Source organism: Jatrophihabitans sp. GAS493 (assembly GCF_900230215.1).
GTDB lineage: Bacteria > Actinomycetota > Actinomycetes > Mycobacteriales > Jatrophihabitantaceae > MT45.
Window position 1 is genome coordinate 3,630,840 of sequence record NZ_LT907982.1, and the last position, 16,845, is coordinate 3,647,684.

Consider the following 16,845-nt stretch of genomic DNA (forward strand, 5'->3'; position numbering starts at 1 on the left):
GAAGAGGAGCGCCGCACGTGGGCATGGAGATTCGGGCGATCGCCTTCGATGTGAACGGCACCCTGATCGAGATCCGGACCGACGAGCATGTGGATGAGATCTTCCGGGCCGCTGGGCACTTCCTCACCTATCAGGGAATCGACCTGCGTCGTCATCAGGTCCGCGACCTGTACTTCGAGTTTCTGAAGCAGCAGCGCAGATCGAGCGGGGAGGAACACCCGGAGTTCGATGCGGTCGAAATCTGGCGGCGAATCATCGATGAGAACATGACCGACTTCACCCGCGCCCTGCCGCCGGAGAAACTCGCCCAGATGCCGCTTTTCATGGCCGAAATGTATCGGGGCATCTCGCGGCGCCGGCTGAAGCTGTACCCACATGTGCGCAAAATGCTGAACATTCTGCGGCAGCACTACCCGCTTGCCCTGGTCACCGATGCGCAGAGCGCCTATGCCCGTGGCGAGTTGCATCGGGCCGGGATCCTCGACTACTTCGACCCGATCATCGTGTCGGGCGACCACGGCTACCGAAAGCCGGATCGTCGCCTCTTTCAATTCGCCATCGACGCGCTGGGGGTGGCGGCGGAGCAGACGCTCTACGTCGGCAACGACATGAAGCGGGACATCTATGGTGCCCGGGAGGCCGGGATGCGCACGATGCTGTTCAACTCAGATCAGGGGACGAAGGAGTATCTCGGCTGCGTCGCCGAGCACACCATCACCGATTACCGCGAACTTCTCGCGATTCTCGGAGTTGGCTGACTCCGTCGTCCCCTGATCTGAGTGTGTTACTGCGGCGGACCTTACTTAGATGGCCGGCCCCGTCGCGAGAGTGATCTTCGTGCGGTGCGAGCTGCCCGAGGCGTCGGTCCAAGTCACCGTCACCGAGTCACCCGGGTGTGCATCGGCCAGGGCTGAGGTCAGGTCATCGGCACTGGAGATTGATTTCCCGTTGACCGCGGTGATGGCGTCACCGGCGACGATGCCGGCCTTGGCCGCCGGTCCCGAGTCGACGACGCCAGCGACGGCGAGGCCGCTGCCTGAGCTAGTTGAGCCGTCGGCCGCGGTGGCCGAGAGCTGCACGCCGAGGAACGGGCTGTCGCCGATGTGGATGGTCGAGCTGCTCTTACCCTCGACGATCTGCGTGGCGATGGAGAGTGCCTTGGTGATCGGAATCGCATAGCTCTGCGGGCTGGCGTTGAAAGTACTGCTGTCCGAGCTTGAGGCCGCGGTGTCCATGCCGATGATCGACCCGTTGCCGTTGTACAAGGGTCCACCCGAGTCGCCGGCCTGGACGTCGGCGTTGGTCTCGATCAAGTCCGTCAGGTTCTCGGCGTCGCTGCCATCGGAGTCAGTAGCGGTGATGCTCTGGCCGAGCGCCACAACCTGACCGGCGGCCGCACTCGGCGTGCCACCGGTGCCGCCGGCGTTTCCGACGGCCACAACTGAGTCGCCGACGCTGGCACTGTTGGAGGTGATCTTGGCTGTGGCCAATCCACTCGCCCCGGACAGTCGCAGCACGGCGACGTCATCGGTGACGTCGGTTCCGACGACCTTCGCGCTGTAGGTCTTGCCGGTGCTGACGACGGTCACGGTGATCTTGGTCGAGCCCCGCACCACGTGGTTGTTGGTGAGGATCTCGCCCGAGGAGGTGAGGACGATGCCGGTTCCGGCCGCCTCCGCACTCTGGTAGCCGAGTTCGGTGTTGATGTCGACGACCCCGACCGATTGGGTGGCGGTGGCCTTGGTCGCAGTCGAGGACGCCGAGTCATTGCCGCCGCTCGTCGAGCCTGAGCCGTCAGAGCCGGATCCGTCCGAACCCGAGCCGTAGCCGTTTGAGGAACCGAAGCCGTTGCCGAAGCCGCCCAGCGAGCCTCCGTCGGAGCCCGAGCCAGACGAGCCGTCGCTCGACGAACCACTGCCGGAGCCGGAGTTGGAGCCGGCTACTGGCTGCGATGCAACTCCATTGACCGTGTCATTGTGAGTCGCGATCAGCGTCCCACCGACGCCCAGGGCGCCGGCGACCAACGCCGCGGCGACCGCGATGTAGGTCGAACGGTGCGCGTGCGGCGACTTGGTGGTGGTAGCCCCAGCGGCCGGCGCGGTGGGAGCGGCGGTGAGGTACGGAGACTGGTACGGGGACTGGTACGGCGACTCGTAGAAGGGCTGGTAGGGAGCATCGGCCTGGTACTGACCCTGGTAGGGCGGCTGATACTGCTGGTACGGCGTCTGCTGGTACGGCGTCTGCTGGTAGGGCACCTGCTGATACGGCGTCTGCTGGTAGCCAGCCTGCTGGTACAGCGGCGGGTGGGGGTTGACTACGTTCGAGTCGGCCGGAGCCGTCCCGTCGGCGGGAAGGATCTCGGTCGGCTGGTCGGGGAACTGCTCGCTCATCTGCTCACGCTCTCTCGTCGGTGGTTGTATCAAGAGAACGGCATGAATCTGATGAGTGGCCATAGATACGCTGTATGCAACCTGAGAATTTGGAGCGACTCTAGGCCGGGACGGAATCCGCCGGAGATGGCCCCTTGAAGCGCCGGCGAAGGGTCAGGCCGAGCAACGGATAAAGCAGCACGGAGAAGATGCCCGCACCAACCAGCGCCGCCGCGGTCGAAGTGCGGAGGTCCCCGTGGTCGACCCCGATCGTGGTGACGGCCACGATGATCGGCAGTCCGGTCGCTCCCAGCAGCACGATCGCCCCGCGGTCGTACCAGCTCGAGCCCGGTGGCGCGGCGAGAGTCGCCGGGATACCCCGCACGACGAGGAAGAGGAGAGCAAATATCGGGACGAGGGCCATCGTTGACGCTTTTTCGGTGAGCGCGTCGAGATCGAACCCCAGCCCGGTGTTCACGAAGAAGATCGGCACCAGGAATCCGAACCCGACGGCATCGAGTTTCGTCTCGATAACCCGCGCAGCCTGCGGATCGGCCCCGGCCAGCAGAAGGTTGATCAGGACACCGGCACCAAAAGCCCCAAGCAGCATGTCGAGCCCGAACGAAGTGGCGAGAGCGACCAACGCGGCAAGGATCAGGATGACCAACCGCACCGCGAATTGCCCGCTGGTGTGCAGGGTTGCCTCGATCAATCGGTGGACCCGGGCGTGTTCGAAACGCACCGTGACCACGAGCGCTGCGACGATCAACAGCGCGAACACGATCAGAATCACCGCGGCGCGGAGCGGGCTGCGGCCGCTCAGGAAGAGCGCGACCGCAATGAGCGGGCCGAACTCACCAACGGCGCCGACCGCAAGCATGGCCGCTCCGAAGGGCGTCGACAACTCGTCGCTATCACGCAGTACGGGAAGCAACGTTCCGAGTGCGGTGCTGGTCAGGCAGATCCCCACCAGCACACCGGCCGCGACGGTGGGTGACAGCAGTACGCCCAGCCCGACGCCAAGGGCGAGGGAGAGCAGCCACCCGATTGCTGACTGCCGCAGCGGGCGCCCACGAATCCGGGCGAAGTCGATCTCGTAACCGGCGAGCAGGAAGAGCATGGCCAGGCCGAACTGGGATAGGAACTCGATCTGCGGTCCGGGTTCGACCCATCCGAGTACCTGTGGGCCAAAGAGGATCCCCAGCACGATCTCGAAGACGACCAAGGGGATGGCGATCCACCGCCCGAACGCGCTGGCCAGCAGGGGCGCGACCGCAGCGATCGCGGCGACCACGACGAGGTTCTCCACGGGCCCTCCCCGGCCGGCTGCGGCGGCGCCGCAGGCGAATAGTAGTTCGAGCCTCCCAGTCCCCACTCGTGGGTGGCTCATCCGAAGACGGTGAGAACGAGGTCGGCTTTCATACTGCCGGGATGATGCGCACGCCCCCGCGCTGGTCGAATCTGAGAGCGTGTGCAGACGAGACGAGCTGGCGGAGCACCCCAGCCCGCAGACGCGCGAGCGAGGAGCTAAGTAATGGTTACCAAGTTGGGCCCAATCGAGGTCATCGTAGTGAGCTTTCCTGACAGCGATTTCAACGGGAGCATAATCACCGAGATTCAGTCGCTCGTTGATCGCAACATCATCAATGTCGTCGACGGACTGCTCGCGAAGAAGGACCTCGACGGAAGTATTGAGCTCATCGAGTTCGAGCAGACGAATCTAGAGTCGGACGCAGCCGCGCTGGCCGCTCTGGTCGGCGAGATCCACCCCGACCTCATTTCGGATGAGGATGTCGATGAGCTGGCCGCCGCCCTCGAGCCAGGGGCATCGGCCGCGATTCTGGTCTTTGAACACGAGTGGGCCAAACCGCTGCGCAACTCCATTGTCGATTCGGGCGGCGTGCTGGTCGCGAACCTTCGTATCCCGGGCTTGGTCGTCGACGAGGTGCTCACCGCCCTGGACGAATTGTCGGAGATCAGCTGACTGCTGAGCCGCACCACGAGAACAATCCGAATCAATAGAAGCCAAAGAGAAGCTAGGGAGCAGTTTGATGAGACGACGTATGGGGCGACCAGGACTGGTCGGCACAATGGCTCGCACGGCGGTTGTCGCCGGTACCGCTACCGCGGTGGCGGGCGGGGTTCAGCGGCACCAGCAGAACAAGGCGATGGCTGCTCAGGACGAGCAGCAGGCCGAGTACGACACCCAGCAGGCGGCCACCCAATCCCAGTCCGAGATCGCAGACCTGCAGCGGCAAGTGGCCGAGATGAAGGCGGCACAGACGCCAGCGGCGGCCCCCGTCGCAGCGCCGGCCGCCGGCGGTCAAGGCGATGTTATATCCCAGCTCGAGAAGCTGGCGTCGCTCAAGCAAGCCGGAATCCTCGACGACGCCGAGTTCGCCTCGGCCAAGGCCAAGCTGCTCGGCTGATCGAGCAGTAGCGTCCATATCGAACGCCGCTGGCCGTCTCTACCTATGCTCTCGCCGTCGCGAGACATCGGCGCAGATGGCCAGTGGCGCGGCGATACCTCAACCTGCCGCAGGGTTGGAGCTGACCGCGAGTTACCCGCCGAAGGCCGGTCGCTCAGGCTGCGCGAACGGGAATCGGGCCCGGAAGTCCGTTGCCGCCTCCTCGAAGGTGACGAAGCGAACTCCGTCGTGCGAACCCCAGTACTTCAGCAGCCGCTCCAGCATGAGTAGGACCTGCGGTCGACCGGAGACGTCGGGGTGCAGCGTCACCGGGAACACCCCGTACTCCAGTTCCCGGTAGACCCAATCGAACTGATCGTTCCAGAGCTGCTCGATGTCGCGCGGGCTGACGTAGCCGTGCGAGTTGGGCGCGTGCTTGTTGAACATCATCGGCGGCAGATCGTCGACGTACCAGTTCCCGCAGAACTCGACCAGATCCACCTCGTGACCGTGCTGCAGGGGCTTCATCCAGGCTGACGCCGGCTTGTCGAACTGGATCTTCGTCCACTCGTCGCCCACCCGGGCGTAGAACGGAACGAAGTCGTTGTAGTTCTGCGAGTGGTCATAGCTGAAACCGGCCTCCAGCAGCAGCGCCGCGGTGTGCTCGCTCATCTCCCACCAGGGGGCGACATACCCACGAGGACGCCGCCCCGACATCTTCTCGATGATCTCGATGCTGTGCATGAGCACGTCGCGCTCCTGCTCAGCCGACATCGCGACCGGATTCTCGTGACAGTAGCCGTGGGCTCCGATCTCGTGCCCGGCGTCGGCGACGGCCTGCATCTGAGCAGGGAACGACTCTAGCGAGTGGCCCGGGATGAACCAGGTAGTGGGGATGTCGAACGTGTCGAAGAGCTTCAACAAACGTGGGCTGCCGACCTCTCCGGCAAAGACTCCGCGTTGGATGTCGTTCGGGGAGTCCTCGCCACCGTAGGAACCGAGCCAGCCGGCAACAGCGTCCACGTCCACACCCACACAGATCTGAATGTCCTTAGTCACGCTCAATCTCCTTGGAAGTAGCGATTATGGCGGCGTTCATCGCCGCGCGGTCGGACTCCGACCAGAGTCGCTCGACGAGGCTGTGGGCCGATAGCCAGGCAATCATGGATGAATCGCGTTCAACGGGGCCGAGCAGCTGCGCTCTGACGCCGTAGATATCGCGGAGAGCCGGCGGCGGAAACGGATCCTGGGTGAAAGCAGGCTGGATGAGGAGTTGGCGGTGTCTCTCCAGCCACTGCACGGTATCCAGCGCTCGTTGGTCCAGGCTGGCCTCCCAGCGGATCGAGCGGACCCCTGGCCGCCGGCTCTCCGCCGCCGCGAGGTCAACCCCCAGATGGTGCGCGGGCAGATCAATGCGCAGCGTGGTTCGGTCGGCGCCGGTGGCCACTAGGAGGTCATCGGTGATCTGCTGCAGCCTTTCCCGCAGGTACCCCCCGGCCAGCAGGCGACCGTCACCGGAGAGCGTCCCACTCCAGCCACCGAGCGTCAGGGCGTGCCAGAGCGTAGCGCTCACACTGTCGAAGACCGGCACCCCCAGCGCAGCCTCGATCTTCTCCGCCGATTCGCACCCGAGGACGTTCGTACAGACCACCGCCACACCCTGCGCACCAGAACCGACCTCCAACAGTTGACGCTCGACCACCTCGGCGGAGACCTGCGCGAACGAGTGGTTGTCGGTCCGGCCGAGTCCGTCGGCGGAGACCACCTCAATCCCCTCGCCTGAATAGCACCGGGCGATCTCGCGGTTGACGTCCTGGGTGTAGGGCGTGGCGATGCCCAACCGCGAGACACCGAACGCACGGCAGGCGGCCAGCAGCGCGAGCGTGCTGGTGCTCGCCGGGATACCGGTGAGCTGCCGGATTCGATCAGCGACCTCCCGGTCGTGCTCCACCCCAAGCCACGATCCGGACGTGCCGGCCCAGACGATGGCGTCCACCTTGGCATCGGCCAACGCCTCGGCCGCCGGCAGGAATCGCTCGACGGCGAACTGGTCCGAAGCCTCTGAGTCGAGTCCGATTCGCTGTACGACCACACGGGCGAAATGCGCCGAGACGCTGCCCCCGAGCAAGCGGAGCAACCGGCTGATCGCCGGCTCCAGCACGGTGTTCGACGACGGCACTATCAGGCCGATGCGCACCTGCCCGCCCCTCAGCCAGACGTCCCGAAACGTTCCCGGAACTGCTCGGTCATCGCCGGCCAGACGTGCGGGTCGTGCCCGGGGATGAGTTGGAAGCCGCGCTCGGCGGAGAGCTTCTTCAACCGACGAATCGGCTCGATCGTCTCCATCGGATCGATGTCGACGACTCCCCCGATCGCCAGCTCCTGCTCGATGTTCTCGGTCAGGTCGGCGGCGTCGAAGGCGAAGACGAAGCCTCCGCCGCCCACCGACTCATCCAGCTCGACCATGAAACTCTGATGTCCCGGGGTGTGCCCGTAGGTCGGGATCGCCGTTACACCCGGTGCGATCTCGGCCTCACCGTCGGCGAGCCGCCAATCGATGCGCGGATCGTCGTAGTCGATCCGTGCCATCGCATGCTTCTCCGGCTCCGGGGTGTTGAGCATGCCGTACTTCAACTCGCGTCGCTGCGCATGCACCGGAACGCGCCCCGCGAAGAGCTTGATTCCGCCGGAGTGATCGTGGTGCAGGTGGCTCACCGCGATCGCCTGAATCGAATCGATGTCAACGCCTACCTGCGCCAGTCCCTCTTCGATCGGTTCACCGGGGCCTGGAAGCACCGGCAGGTACTCCACGCTGGGGTAGAAGCGCCGGTAGAGGACCGGGTCGCGGATCAACGCGGTGTTGAATCCGGTGTCGAGCAGTATCCAGCCGCCGTCACACTCCAGCAGCACTCCTGGAACCGGCTCCCTCATCCGGAGCTCGGGAGGAGCGCCGAAGACCGAAACGGACTTCGGCAGCTCCTCCCAGCCAAGGGTGAGCAGGATGATCCGACGGACCCCTGAACTCATCTTGCAACCTCTTCCATCTAGTTTTCCTGGCTTACCCTTGGGTACTGCTGGTGACCGAGTGTTGCCCGCACCCGCCGACGATTGCTACGCCGACAGGTACTTCAGCAGCAGGGTGTTGGGCGCATCGACCTGGTGTGCCTCAGCGACGCCCTTGAGCCACGGCTGCGCCACCATGTAGTCGGTCACGTTGACCATGTTGAGCCAGCAGCCGGTGGCCGACGCGGTCGCGGCCGCCGTCGAGTAGTCGGCATCCTTGCCACTGGCCAGGGCGGTGGCGAGCTGAGCCGGGATCTCCGGTGAATCGCAGCCGAAGTAGTTCAGCCCACCGGTCTTGTCGAAGCTGATGTGAGCCCAGGTGTACGGCGACGGCGAGTCCGGCCAGCCGAGCGTGGCCAGCAGGTCCGGAGCACCCTTGGCGTTTCCGATCCAGCCGAAGATCTGCGAAGTCGGGTAGGCCTGCACCTTGACGGTGATGCCTAGCGGTGCGAGCTGGGCCGAGATCAGGTTGGAGACGATCTGGTTGTCCGGCTGACTCGAGTCGTAACCGATGGTGATCGTCTTCTCGTTGGCCGGCAGCGAGGAGGCGATCGACTTCAGCGTCGAGGTGTCATAGCTGATGTCCTGCTTGGCGAACTCGGAGGTCATCATGTTGTACGGGTAGACCTGGGTGGCCTTGGTGCCGTGGCCGAAGTAGACCTGCTTGACGATCGAGTCGATGTCGACGGCCTTGAGCAGTGCCTGCCGCTTGGTCTGGTCGGTCAGGAAACCGTTGCCCGGGTTCACGTACAGATACTCGGAGATCATCGAGGGCTGGGTGTAACTGCTGTACTGCTTCTTCGACAGGTACGAGGTGATCGCCGACGACGGCAGATCATGCAGGATCATCGCCAGCTGGCCGCTGTTGAACTGCAGCTGCTGTGAGGAGGTGTTATCGATGACCGGCAGCTCCACCGTGGTGAAGTACGGCGCGCCGCCCCAGTACTTGGCGTACGCCTTGAGCTCATATTTGGAGCCGACCTGGGCCTCGGAGAGCGTGTAGGGGCCGGTTCCGACGTCATGGGTGGCCAGGTACGTCTGGGCGTTGTCCGTCCCCTTGTGCGCGGCGAGAGCGGTCGGGCTCATCATCTTCGGACCATAGGGCGATCCGAGGTAGCTCAGGAACGCCGAGTTCGGGGCCTTGAGCGTGATGACCGCCTTCAGCGGGTCACTCGAGTTGATGGAGGCGATGTCGCTGACCATGTAGGCCGGCCCCTGGTTCACCGCCGCCCGGCGATCGAAGGATGCCTTGATGGCGGCCGACGTGAACGGCGTGCCGTCGTGGAAGGTGACGTTCGGACGGAGGGTGAAGGTGAACGTCTTGTTGTCCGGGGAGGCGGTCCAGGCCGTGGCCAGGGACGGCTCGAGCGTGGGCGTCGCGGTTCCACCCTTGTAGGTGATGAGCCCCTCGTAGGTGTTGTTGGTCAGGATCAGTCCCTGGCCGGCGTAGTAGATGTCCGGGTCCGGTGGCTGGCCCGGGTCCTGCAGGAACGACAGATGCAACACGTGATCGGTCGGCGCCGCGGCAGCGGAGCCGCCACCACCGCCTCCGGAGGAGGAGCTACAGGCGGTGAGGGCGAGCGCTGCGGTGGCCGTTGCGGCCAGCAGCACCTTGCTCTTGGTGAATTTCGTTCGTGAATTCATATCAGACCTCCGCGAGAGTTCGGGTTGGTAGGGATTCCGCGAGCTCAGCGAAGGCGCTGATGATCTCGTCAGTTGTGCGTACTGCGCCTGCTTGCAGGTACTCCATTGCGTCCAACGAGGCGAGATGCCGAGCAACGCTCGAGCCTCCAACGCAGTCGCCGACCACCCGGACGTAGAAGTCCCGCTGGTGCGCGTCGGCGAATGTGTAGTGGACACAGACGTCGGTTAGGCCCCCGACGAGGATGAGCGTGGAGGCTTTCAACGCCCGTAGCACGATCTCGAACTCCGTACCGATGAATCCTGAGTAGCGTCGCTTCACAATGTGAAACTCACCCTCGATCGGGCGTAGCGAGTCGATCAGCTCGGTGGACGGGTCCCCGTCGACACAATGCACCGACTCGGCGCCGTCGAGCTCCCGGCCGAAGTCGATGCCGCTCGGACGGTGCACCTCTTGGAAGAAGACCACCGGGATATGGGCCTCCCGGGCCGCCTGCAGGATTCGCTCGGCGCGGGCGATTCGCTCCGCCGCGCCGGGCATGATGGCGATGCCCGTCTCTTCGGCCGGCCGGTCGGATCCCTTCTGGTAGTCCACGACCACCAGCACGGGCTGGTCCACGATCATTGGCTGTCGAGGCAATTCGGCTCCTTCTTATCAGGCAGTACAGCGACGATGTGTCATGAGTTGCGCGTGAAAGACGGCGGGTTGAGCATCAGACCCGGATTCGCGGATCAGCCGCTCCTTGGAGGAGGTCGACGATGGTGTTGATGATGACGTACCCGACCCCGAGCAGCAGGGTCACTCCGGCGATCGCCGGGAAGTCGGCGACCGGAATGCTCTCGGCCACGTAGAGGCCGATGCCGGGCCAGGCGAAGACCTGCTCAATGACCAGTACGCCGGCGAACATGAGGCCGATCTGCAGGCCGGTCATGGAGAGCGCAGCGCCGACCGAGTTACGCAGAATGTGCTTGACAAGTAGGCCCATCTCGCTCAGTCCCTTGGCTCGTCCGGTGCGCGCATAGTCACTGCGCAGCTCCGTGATGAGGCTCGAGCGAAGCACCCGGCCGATGGCCACCGCAGGGATGAGTGCGATAGCGGTGGCGGGCAGAATCAGGTGCTGCAGCCCGTCGACGAAGACGTCGAAGCGGCCGTGGAGGACTGAGTCGACCAGTAGCAGCCTGGTCGGACCGGTGGGCGCGTCACTGATGTCGGTACGTCCACTGGCCGGAAGCCAGCCGAGCTTTGAGTAGAAGAGCAGAATGCCGAGAATTCCCAACAGGAACGCCGGCGAGGAGGCGCCGACCATCAGGATCATTCGGAAGAACGAGCTACCCGGCCAGCGAAGCACCGATCCGAAGGCGAAGAGCGCGGCTAGGACGAGCGCGATCGCCATCCCGGCGGCCGCGAGCTCGATGGTGGCCGGCAGGTACTCGGCCAGGTCGGTGCTGACCGGACGGCGTGTGCGGTACGACGTCCCCATGTCACCGTGCAGCAGGCCGGTCAGGTAGTTCCAGTACTGGTTGATCACCGGCTCGTCCAGGCCGAGCTTGTGCCGCTCCTGGGCGACGGCCTCCTGCGATGCCTGTCCACCAAGCTGGGCGTGCACCGGATCCAGCGGCGAGATGTGCTGAAGGTAAAAGACAATGGCCGAGAGCACGATGATGATCACGATCATCGAGGCCAACCGCTTGGCGATAAGAGTAGTCATCGGCTCAATCCGGATCGATGAGGTTGCGGACGCCGTCCCCGGCGATGTTGGCGGCAAGGGCCAGCAGCACGACGGCGAGACCCGGCATCACGGGAATCCACCACTGCTGAAGCAGGTAGCTGAGGTTTCTCGCACTGTCGGCGCCGAGCTCGGGGGCCGGGGCGGACTCACCGAGGCCGAGAAAGGACAGCCCGGCGAGGGTGAGGATCAGGCCACCGATATCGAGACTCGCGGTCACGACGATCGCCGGGATCGCCCCGGGAAGCAGATGTCGGCCGATGACCCGGATCCGTCCGGTGCCGGCCAGACGCGCCGCTTCGATATGAGGCCGGGCCGCCAGCTTTCGGATCTCTCCGCGCACGATGCGCGCGTAGAAGGGCCACCAGACGATGGCGACCGCGAAGAGCGTGTGCGCGAAGCTCGGGCCCAGTGCCGCGACCACCGCGATGGCCAGTACCGGTCCGGGCAGGGCGAGGAAGGTATCAGTAATGCGCATCAGGACGTCATCGACCCAGCCACCGGCCGCACCCGCGATCAGCCCGACCAGACCGCCGATGATCACGCCGCTGGCCACCACGATCAAGGCGGCGAACCAGCTGGCCCGAGCACCGTAGAGGCAGCGGCTGAGGATGTCACGCCCGATTCCGTCCGAACCGAGCAGGAACCCGCTCTGCCCCGGTGCCTGCAGCGGCAGTCCGATCGGCGTGAGCGGATCGTGCGGACTGAGCACAGGGGCGAGCAGGCAGATGAGAGTCACCACGGCGAAGAGCGACGCCGCGGCGATAGACACTCCACGGGACACGTGGACGTTCAGTACGCGATCGAAACGGAGTCGGGACACGACCGGTGCTGATCTGACCGGTTCGGCGACGGCCATCTCAGTTTCCCTTCGGGTTGATGCAGGCGACCTGGTGAAGTTCGTTCTCGCCGAATGCCGTCAGCTTGACGTCCAGCATCGGATCCGCACACCCGTCGACCGACTGGAGGCAGCGCGGGTTGAAGGCACATCCGGGTGGTGGCCGCAGTGCACTGGCCGGCTCCCCGGGTAGAACCACCGGTTCGACTCCGACATCGGGCACCGCGCTGATGAGCGCCTTGGAGTAGGGATGGACCGGATCGCCGGTGATCTGCTGGGCGTCGCCGATCTCGACGATTCGTCCGAGATACATGACGGCGATCCGATCGGCCACGATCCTGGCCACCGACAGGTCGTGGGTCACGAAGAGCACCGACATCCCCAACTCGCGACGCAGTCTCGAGATCAGGTTGATGACCGACGCGGCGAGCGAGACGTCCAGCGCACTGGTCGGCTCGTCGCAGAGCAGGATCGAGGGCGGAACCACGGTGGCCCGAGCCAGACAGACGCGCTGCCGCTGGCCACCGGACAGTTGCGTCGACTTGGCCTTCGCCACCTCGGCCGGCAGTCCGACCAGCGCCAACGCGTCGCGGATCTTCTCCGCCTTCGCTTTACGCCCCAGCCCCTTGACCCGCTCGCCGATGATCTCCTCGACCGTCATCCATGGCGTGAGGGAAGCGCCACTGTCCTGAAAGACCATCTGCGGCCGCTCGCCCGCGAGATCCAGCGAACCGCCATCGTGTGACTCGAGCCCGGCGACGACCCGCAGCAGGGTCGACTTTCCGGAGCCGCTCTCGCCGACCAGCGCGACTGACTCACCCCGCGCGATCTGCAGATTGACCCCCCGCAGGGCCTGCAGGCGGTTGCTGTGGCGAAAGCCCGACTTGAGTACGAAAGACTTGGTCACCGCCCGGACGGTGAGCGCGGCTGACTCGGCGTCGATCTCCGGCGCCTGTTGTGCCGCGATCATGGTGCGCTCGATCTCGGCGGTCCGGGTGCGCACCTCGGCCATCGGCAGGATGCAGGCGCTGAGATGCCCGGGGGCAACCTGCACCGGAGGCGGCGGGGTGATCTCGCAGTCCGGACCGGCGAGTTCGCAGCGCGGCGAAAAGGCACAGCCCGGACGAGGGTCGGCCGGGCTCGGGACGTCCCCGCCCAGGGCGATCAAGGGGCGGTCGCGGTCCACGTTGAGTGAGAGCCGGGAGCGCATCAGGGCCAGCGGGTAAGGGTGGGCCGCAGAGTTCAGGACGGTCTGCGTCGCACCCAGCTCAGCCAGTCGCCCGGCGTACATGACCGCGACCCGATCGGCGACCTGGGCGGCGACGCCGAGATCGTGAGTGATCATCAGGACGCTGCAACCGATCTCGTCCCGCAGCGAACGGAGCAGCGTGAGTACCTGGGCCTGGACGGTTACGTCGAGCGCCGTGGTCGGCTCGTCGGCGATCACCAGTGAGGGTCCGCCGGCGACCGCCATCGCGATCATCACACGCTGCCGAAGACCACCGGAGAGTTCGTGCGGATAGGCCGCCAGTCGCTGCTTGGGCTCCGGGATGCCTACCGCCGTCAGCAGCCGCAACGCCTCCTTCTCGCTGCCGGCCGCCTCCGCTACCTGACGCCCCACGCGCATGGTCGGGTTGAGCGAGGTCATCGGATCCTGAAACACGGCACCGAGGTGCAGCTTGCGCATTTCCCGCCACTTGGCGTCGGAGGCCTGAGCCATATCCGTGCCACGAACCAGGACCCGGCCGGTGATGGTCGCCCGGTGATCATGCAGGCCGAGCAGTGAGAGCCCGAGAACGCTCTTGCCGGATCCGGACTCACCAACCAGCCCGAGAATCTCACCTCTACGAATCTGAAGGCTCACTCCGCGTAACGCGAAGATGTCACGTCCCGCTCTGCGGAACGTGACATTAAGATCCTCAGTGGCCGCCACGATGTCGTCGTCGGCGACCGGGGCCGGAGTGGTTTCGAACGTGGGGGCTGTTGTGGTCACCCGCGTCCCCTCTCTCTTCGCCGTAGGCAGAACCTGCGCTGTGCTGGCACGACGATGCGGAATATCTGTCGTTCGACAAACAGTAGGGCTCGCTACGTGAACGGAAGCTACTCTCATGTAACAATTTCGTTTCCAGGATGGACAGATCCACCCGTCTGATCGCTTCGGGGCCTTACAGCGACCGATACCTGTGTAAGGATCGATCACATGACAGGTATCGGCAGCGGAGCGGGACGCCCGAGACATGCCCCAGTGCAGCGCGAAGGAAGCACCGGGCGCGAACAGATTCTGGACGCGGCCTCCGAACTCTTCAGCGAGTGGGGCTATGGCGCCGCTTCGACACGACGAATCGCCGAAGCAGTAGGGGTAAAGCAAGCGTCCATCTACTACCACTTCAGTAACAAGCAGGAGATTCTTGCCAGTCTGTTGGCCGGCACCGTACGACCGTCTCTGGACTTCAGTCGTCGCCTCGCCCGCACCCACGAGCCGGCCCACGTGCAGCTCTATGCGTTGACGCATTTCGATGTCGAACTCCTCAGCTCGGGCAAGTGGAACGTCGGCGCCCTTTACACGCTCCCCGAACTACGCGCGGAGCAGTTCGCCCCGTTCCGCCACGAGCGCGAGCTGCTTCGACGGGCGTACGGACGGCGAGTCGAGAGTGGCGCGACCAGTGGATCGTTCTGCCTAGACGACGCCGACGTCGCCACCTCACTGGTCTTCGCCCTGGCCGAGAGCGTCATCGCTCGACGAGCGGATGGACGTCGGCCGCATCCCGATCTCCCCGATCTGGTCGCTACCGCCGCATTGCGACTGCTGCACTGCGAAGTGGACGACCTCGCAACCGCCGCCGTCGAATGCAAGCGGATGCGAGCACTCGCTCCACCGATTCCGAAGTAACTTCGGCGCCGTCTCGGATCAATCGCCCTATAAACACGGCACAATCCTGGATCACCATCGATCCCGTTTGCGGTGGCTGTCTCGGGGACTTGCGGTGGTTGTCTCGGCGATCTGCGGTAGCTGTCTCGGCGACGATCAGACCACACCCTCCGGGGCGGGCAGATGGTCTTCACAACATGCCTTATTTCACAGGGCATTCGCTTGCGCGACTATTCGAACCGATGTATTATTAGTGCATGGACGATGACTCACGCGACCCCGCGGATGGTGCTCTGCCGCCTCCGGAGTGGAGCGCCGCATCGCTGCCTCAGGGTGATGCGGTCGAGCTGGGTGAGCCGTTCTGTGATGAGAGCATCGCGGGTTTACTTGATGATTCGGCCGCCGGGTCGGTTTCGACGTCGGGGTCGTTGTCAGTGTTGCATGGGTCACCGACAACGGTCCTGGATGTCCTGGCTGCTCCTGACGCGTTTGCCCGGCACTTCGCGCACAGCGACCCTGACCCCGCCGATCTGGCCCTGCTGAGCATCCTCGATCCGTGTTCGCTCTCCCCGGCCGGACGAATCGATCTCCTCACTGCGCTGCGCCGGCAGTCGGGGGCGGTGACGGCGGCCATCACTGAAGACATAGCGGTGGTGCAGGAACGCCTCACCGAGGGTGTGCCGTCCCAGGAGATGGGGCGCGAGTGCGCCAACGCGGAGATCTCGACGGCGTTGATGATCTCCCCACGGGTCGCCGCGAACGAACTGTCCCGGGCCGCGCAGCTGGTGACGAAGCTCCCCGGCGCGCTGGACCTGCTCAAGCGGGGTGTCATCACCGAGCGTCACACCACGGTCCTGGCCCGGGAGACCATCGGCATCACGGATCGGTCGGTGCTGGCTGCGGTCGAGAAATCCGTACTCCCGCGGGCCGCGGATCAGACCCCCCAGCTATTCGCGAGATCCGTCAAACGTGCCGTGTTGAAACACAACCGGGTCACCGCCGAGCAGCAACACCAGGACGCCTTGGCTAAACGAACGGTGGAGCACACGCCGCGACCGGACGGGATGGCCGAGATCTGGGCACTCCTGCCCGCCGAAGACGCTGCCGCCGTGATGACCGCGGTACGTGCCCTCGGGTGGCACAAGCATGCCGAGGATTCCCGCACCGCCGACCAGCGTCGCGCCGACGCGTTCAGCACCGTCTTCGTGGATGCACTGAACACCCCCGGTCGGGTGCCGACCCAGCATGGCCTGCGTCCCAGCATCCAGGTCACCGTCGCGGTCACCACCCTGATGGGAGCCAACGACCTCCCAGGCGAACTCGACGGACACGGACCGATCCCAGCGTCCGTCGCCCGGCGGATCGCCGCCGACCCGACCGGCACCTGGCGGCGGTTACTTACCGAGCCCGCCACCGGGGAACTGCTGGAATACGGACGGACCAGATACACACCGCCCCAGGATCTCGCCGACTTCGTCATAGCGCGGGACCAAATCTGCTCATTCCCGACCTGCAACGTCTCAGCAAAGCAGTCTGACCTCGACCACCGGGTCCCGTTCCCGCAGGGCCCAACCAACAAAGCCAACATCGACCCGAAATGCCGACGCCACCACTGTCTCAAACACCAAACCCACTGGCAGACCACGGTAACCCGCGACGCAACCGGGACACACTACGAATGGCGATCACCCACCGGCCACATCTACCGCAACCACACACCACCAATCGCCGACCCCGACGCCAACGACTGGGAGTTCCGCGGCGCCGGCAGCTACGGTCCACCTGCCGACTCCCCGGAATACGACAACCCGGAATACGACGACCCGGCGCCCTTCTAACCGGGTCGAGGCAGCCCCGACCGGGGCTACCGATGTCGATCGAAGTCGACCGCGCTCAGGCCTCGTGTCCCCCAATCGGTGGAGCAGCTTTT

The 16,845-nt window shown here is 65.0% G+C and carries 15 protein-coding genes; 5 read left to right on the forward strand and 10 right to left on the reverse strand.

Annotated features, from left to right (window positions below; translation table 11 throughout):
• The first annotated feature begins 23 nt into the window (after window positions 1-23).
• Complete coding sequence (locus CPH63_RS16875; RefSeq protein WP_096303982.1) at window positions 24-758, forward strand: HAD family hydrolase; 735 nt, start codon at window positions 24-26, stop codon at window positions 756-758.
• 45 nt (window positions 759-803) lie between these two features.
• On the opposite strand, the gene CPH63_RS16880 is transcribed toward CPH63_RS16875, so the two are convergent.
• Window positions 804-2,390 (reverse strand): S1C family serine protease, encoded by a 1,587-nt coding sequence (locus tag CPH63_RS16880; protein ID WP_096303983.1) that lies wholly within the window; start codon window positions 2,388-2,390, stop codon window positions 804-806.
• 100 nt (window positions 2,391-2,490) lie between these two features.
• Window positions 2,491-3,678, reverse strand: coding sequence for a cation:proton antiporter (locus CPH63_RS16885; protein WP_197704402.1), 1,188 nt, complete (start codon window positions 3,676-3,678; stop codon window positions 2,491-2,493).
• Window positions 3,679-3,903: 225 nt separating this feature from the next.
• On the opposite strand from CPH63_RS16885, the gene CPH63_RS16890 reads away from it, so the two are divergent.
• Both CPH63_RS16890 and CPH63_RS16895 read left to right on the forward strand, forming a co-directional pair.
• On the forward strand, window positions 3,904-4,353 hold the full coding sequence (locus CPH63_RS16890) for a DUF6325 family protein (RefSeq protein WP_096303985.1): 450 nt from the start codon (window positions 3,904-3,906) through the stop codon (window positions 4,351-4,353).
• A gap of 79 nt (window positions 4,354-4,432) precedes the next feature.
• On the forward strand, window positions 4,433-4,798 hold the full coding sequence (locus CPH63_RS16895; protein WP_096303986.1) for an SHOCT domain-containing protein: 366 nt from the start codon (window positions 4,433-4,435) through the stop codon (window positions 4,796-4,798).
• 132 nt (window positions 4,799-4,930) lie between these two features.
• Here CPH63_RS16895 and CPH63_RS16900 read toward each other — a convergent pair whose 3' ends face one another.
• From CPH63_RS16900 to CPH63_RS16935, 8 genes are all read right to left on the reverse strand, one after another.
• Window positions 4,931-5,836, reverse strand: a complete 906-nt coding sequence (locus CPH63_RS16900) for a polysaccharide deacetylase (RefSeq protein WP_096303987.1) — start codon at window positions 5,834-5,836, stop codon at window positions 4,931-4,933.
• On the reverse strand, window positions 5,829-6,974 hold the full coding sequence (locus tag CPH63_RS16905; protein WP_096303988.1) for an aspartate/glutamate racemase family protein: 1,146 nt from the start codon (window positions 6,972-6,974) through the stop codon (window positions 5,829-5,831). Before CPH63_RS16905 ends, CPH63_RS16900 begins: the two co-directional genes overlap by 8 nt.
• A gap of 11 nt (window positions 6,975-6,985) precedes the next feature.
• Window positions 6,986-7,804 (reverse strand): N-acyl homoserine lactonase family protein, encoded by an 819-nt coding sequence (locus tag CPH63_RS16910; RefSeq protein WP_096303989.1) that lies wholly within the window; start codon window positions 7,802-7,804, stop codon window positions 6,986-6,988.
• 84 nt (window positions 7,805-7,888) lie between these two features.
• Window positions 7,889-9,484 carry an ABC transporter substrate-binding protein gene (locus tag CPH63_RS16915; protein WP_096303990.1) on the reverse strand — a complete coding sequence of 532 codons (1,596 nt, stop codon included), beginning with the start codon at window positions 9,482-9,484 and terminating at the stop codon, window positions 7,889-7,891.
• 1 nt (window position 9,485) lies between these two features.
• Window positions 9,486-10,121, reverse strand: coding sequence for a cysteine hydrolase family protein (locus CPH63_RS16920; protein ID WP_096303991.1), 636 nt, complete (start codon window positions 10,119-10,121; stop codon window positions 9,486-9,488).
• 73 nt (window positions 10,122-10,194) lie between these two features.
• A complete protein-coding gene (locus CPH63_RS16925; RefSeq protein ID WP_096303992.1) occupies window positions 10,195-11,190 on the reverse strand; it encodes an ABC transporter permease in 996 nt (331 codons plus the stop codon).
• Window positions 11,191-11,194: 4 nt separating this feature from the next.
• Window positions 11,195-12,067: an ABC transporter permease gene (locus CPH63_RS16930; RefSeq protein WP_096303993.1), complete on the reverse strand. Its 873-nt coding sequence runs from the start codon at window positions 12,065-12,067 to the stop codon at window positions 11,195-11,197.
• A gap of 1 nt (window position 12,068) precedes the next feature.
• Window positions 12,069-14,039 (reverse strand): ABC transporter ATP-binding protein, encoded by a 1,971-nt coding sequence (locus CPH63_RS16935; RefSeq protein WP_197704404.1) that lies wholly within the window; start codon window positions 14,037-14,039, stop codon window positions 12,069-12,071.
• Between the two features lie 207 nt (window positions 14,040-14,246).
• On the opposite strand from CPH63_RS16935, the gene CPH63_RS16940 reads away from it, so the two are divergent.
• A complete protein-coding gene (locus tag CPH63_RS16940; RefSeq protein ID WP_096303995.1) occupies window positions 14,247-14,936 on the forward strand; it encodes a TetR/AcrR family transcriptional regulator in 690 nt (229 codons plus the stop codon).
• A 236-nt stretch (window positions 14,937-15,172) separates the two neighbouring features.
• Window positions 15,173-16,753 (forward strand): HNH endonuclease signature motif containing protein, encoded by a 1,581-nt coding sequence (locus tag CPH63_RS16945; protein WP_096303996.1) that lies wholly within the window; start codon window positions 15,173-15,175, stop codon window positions 16,751-16,753.
• Window positions 16,754-16,845 lie beyond the last annotated feature (92 nt).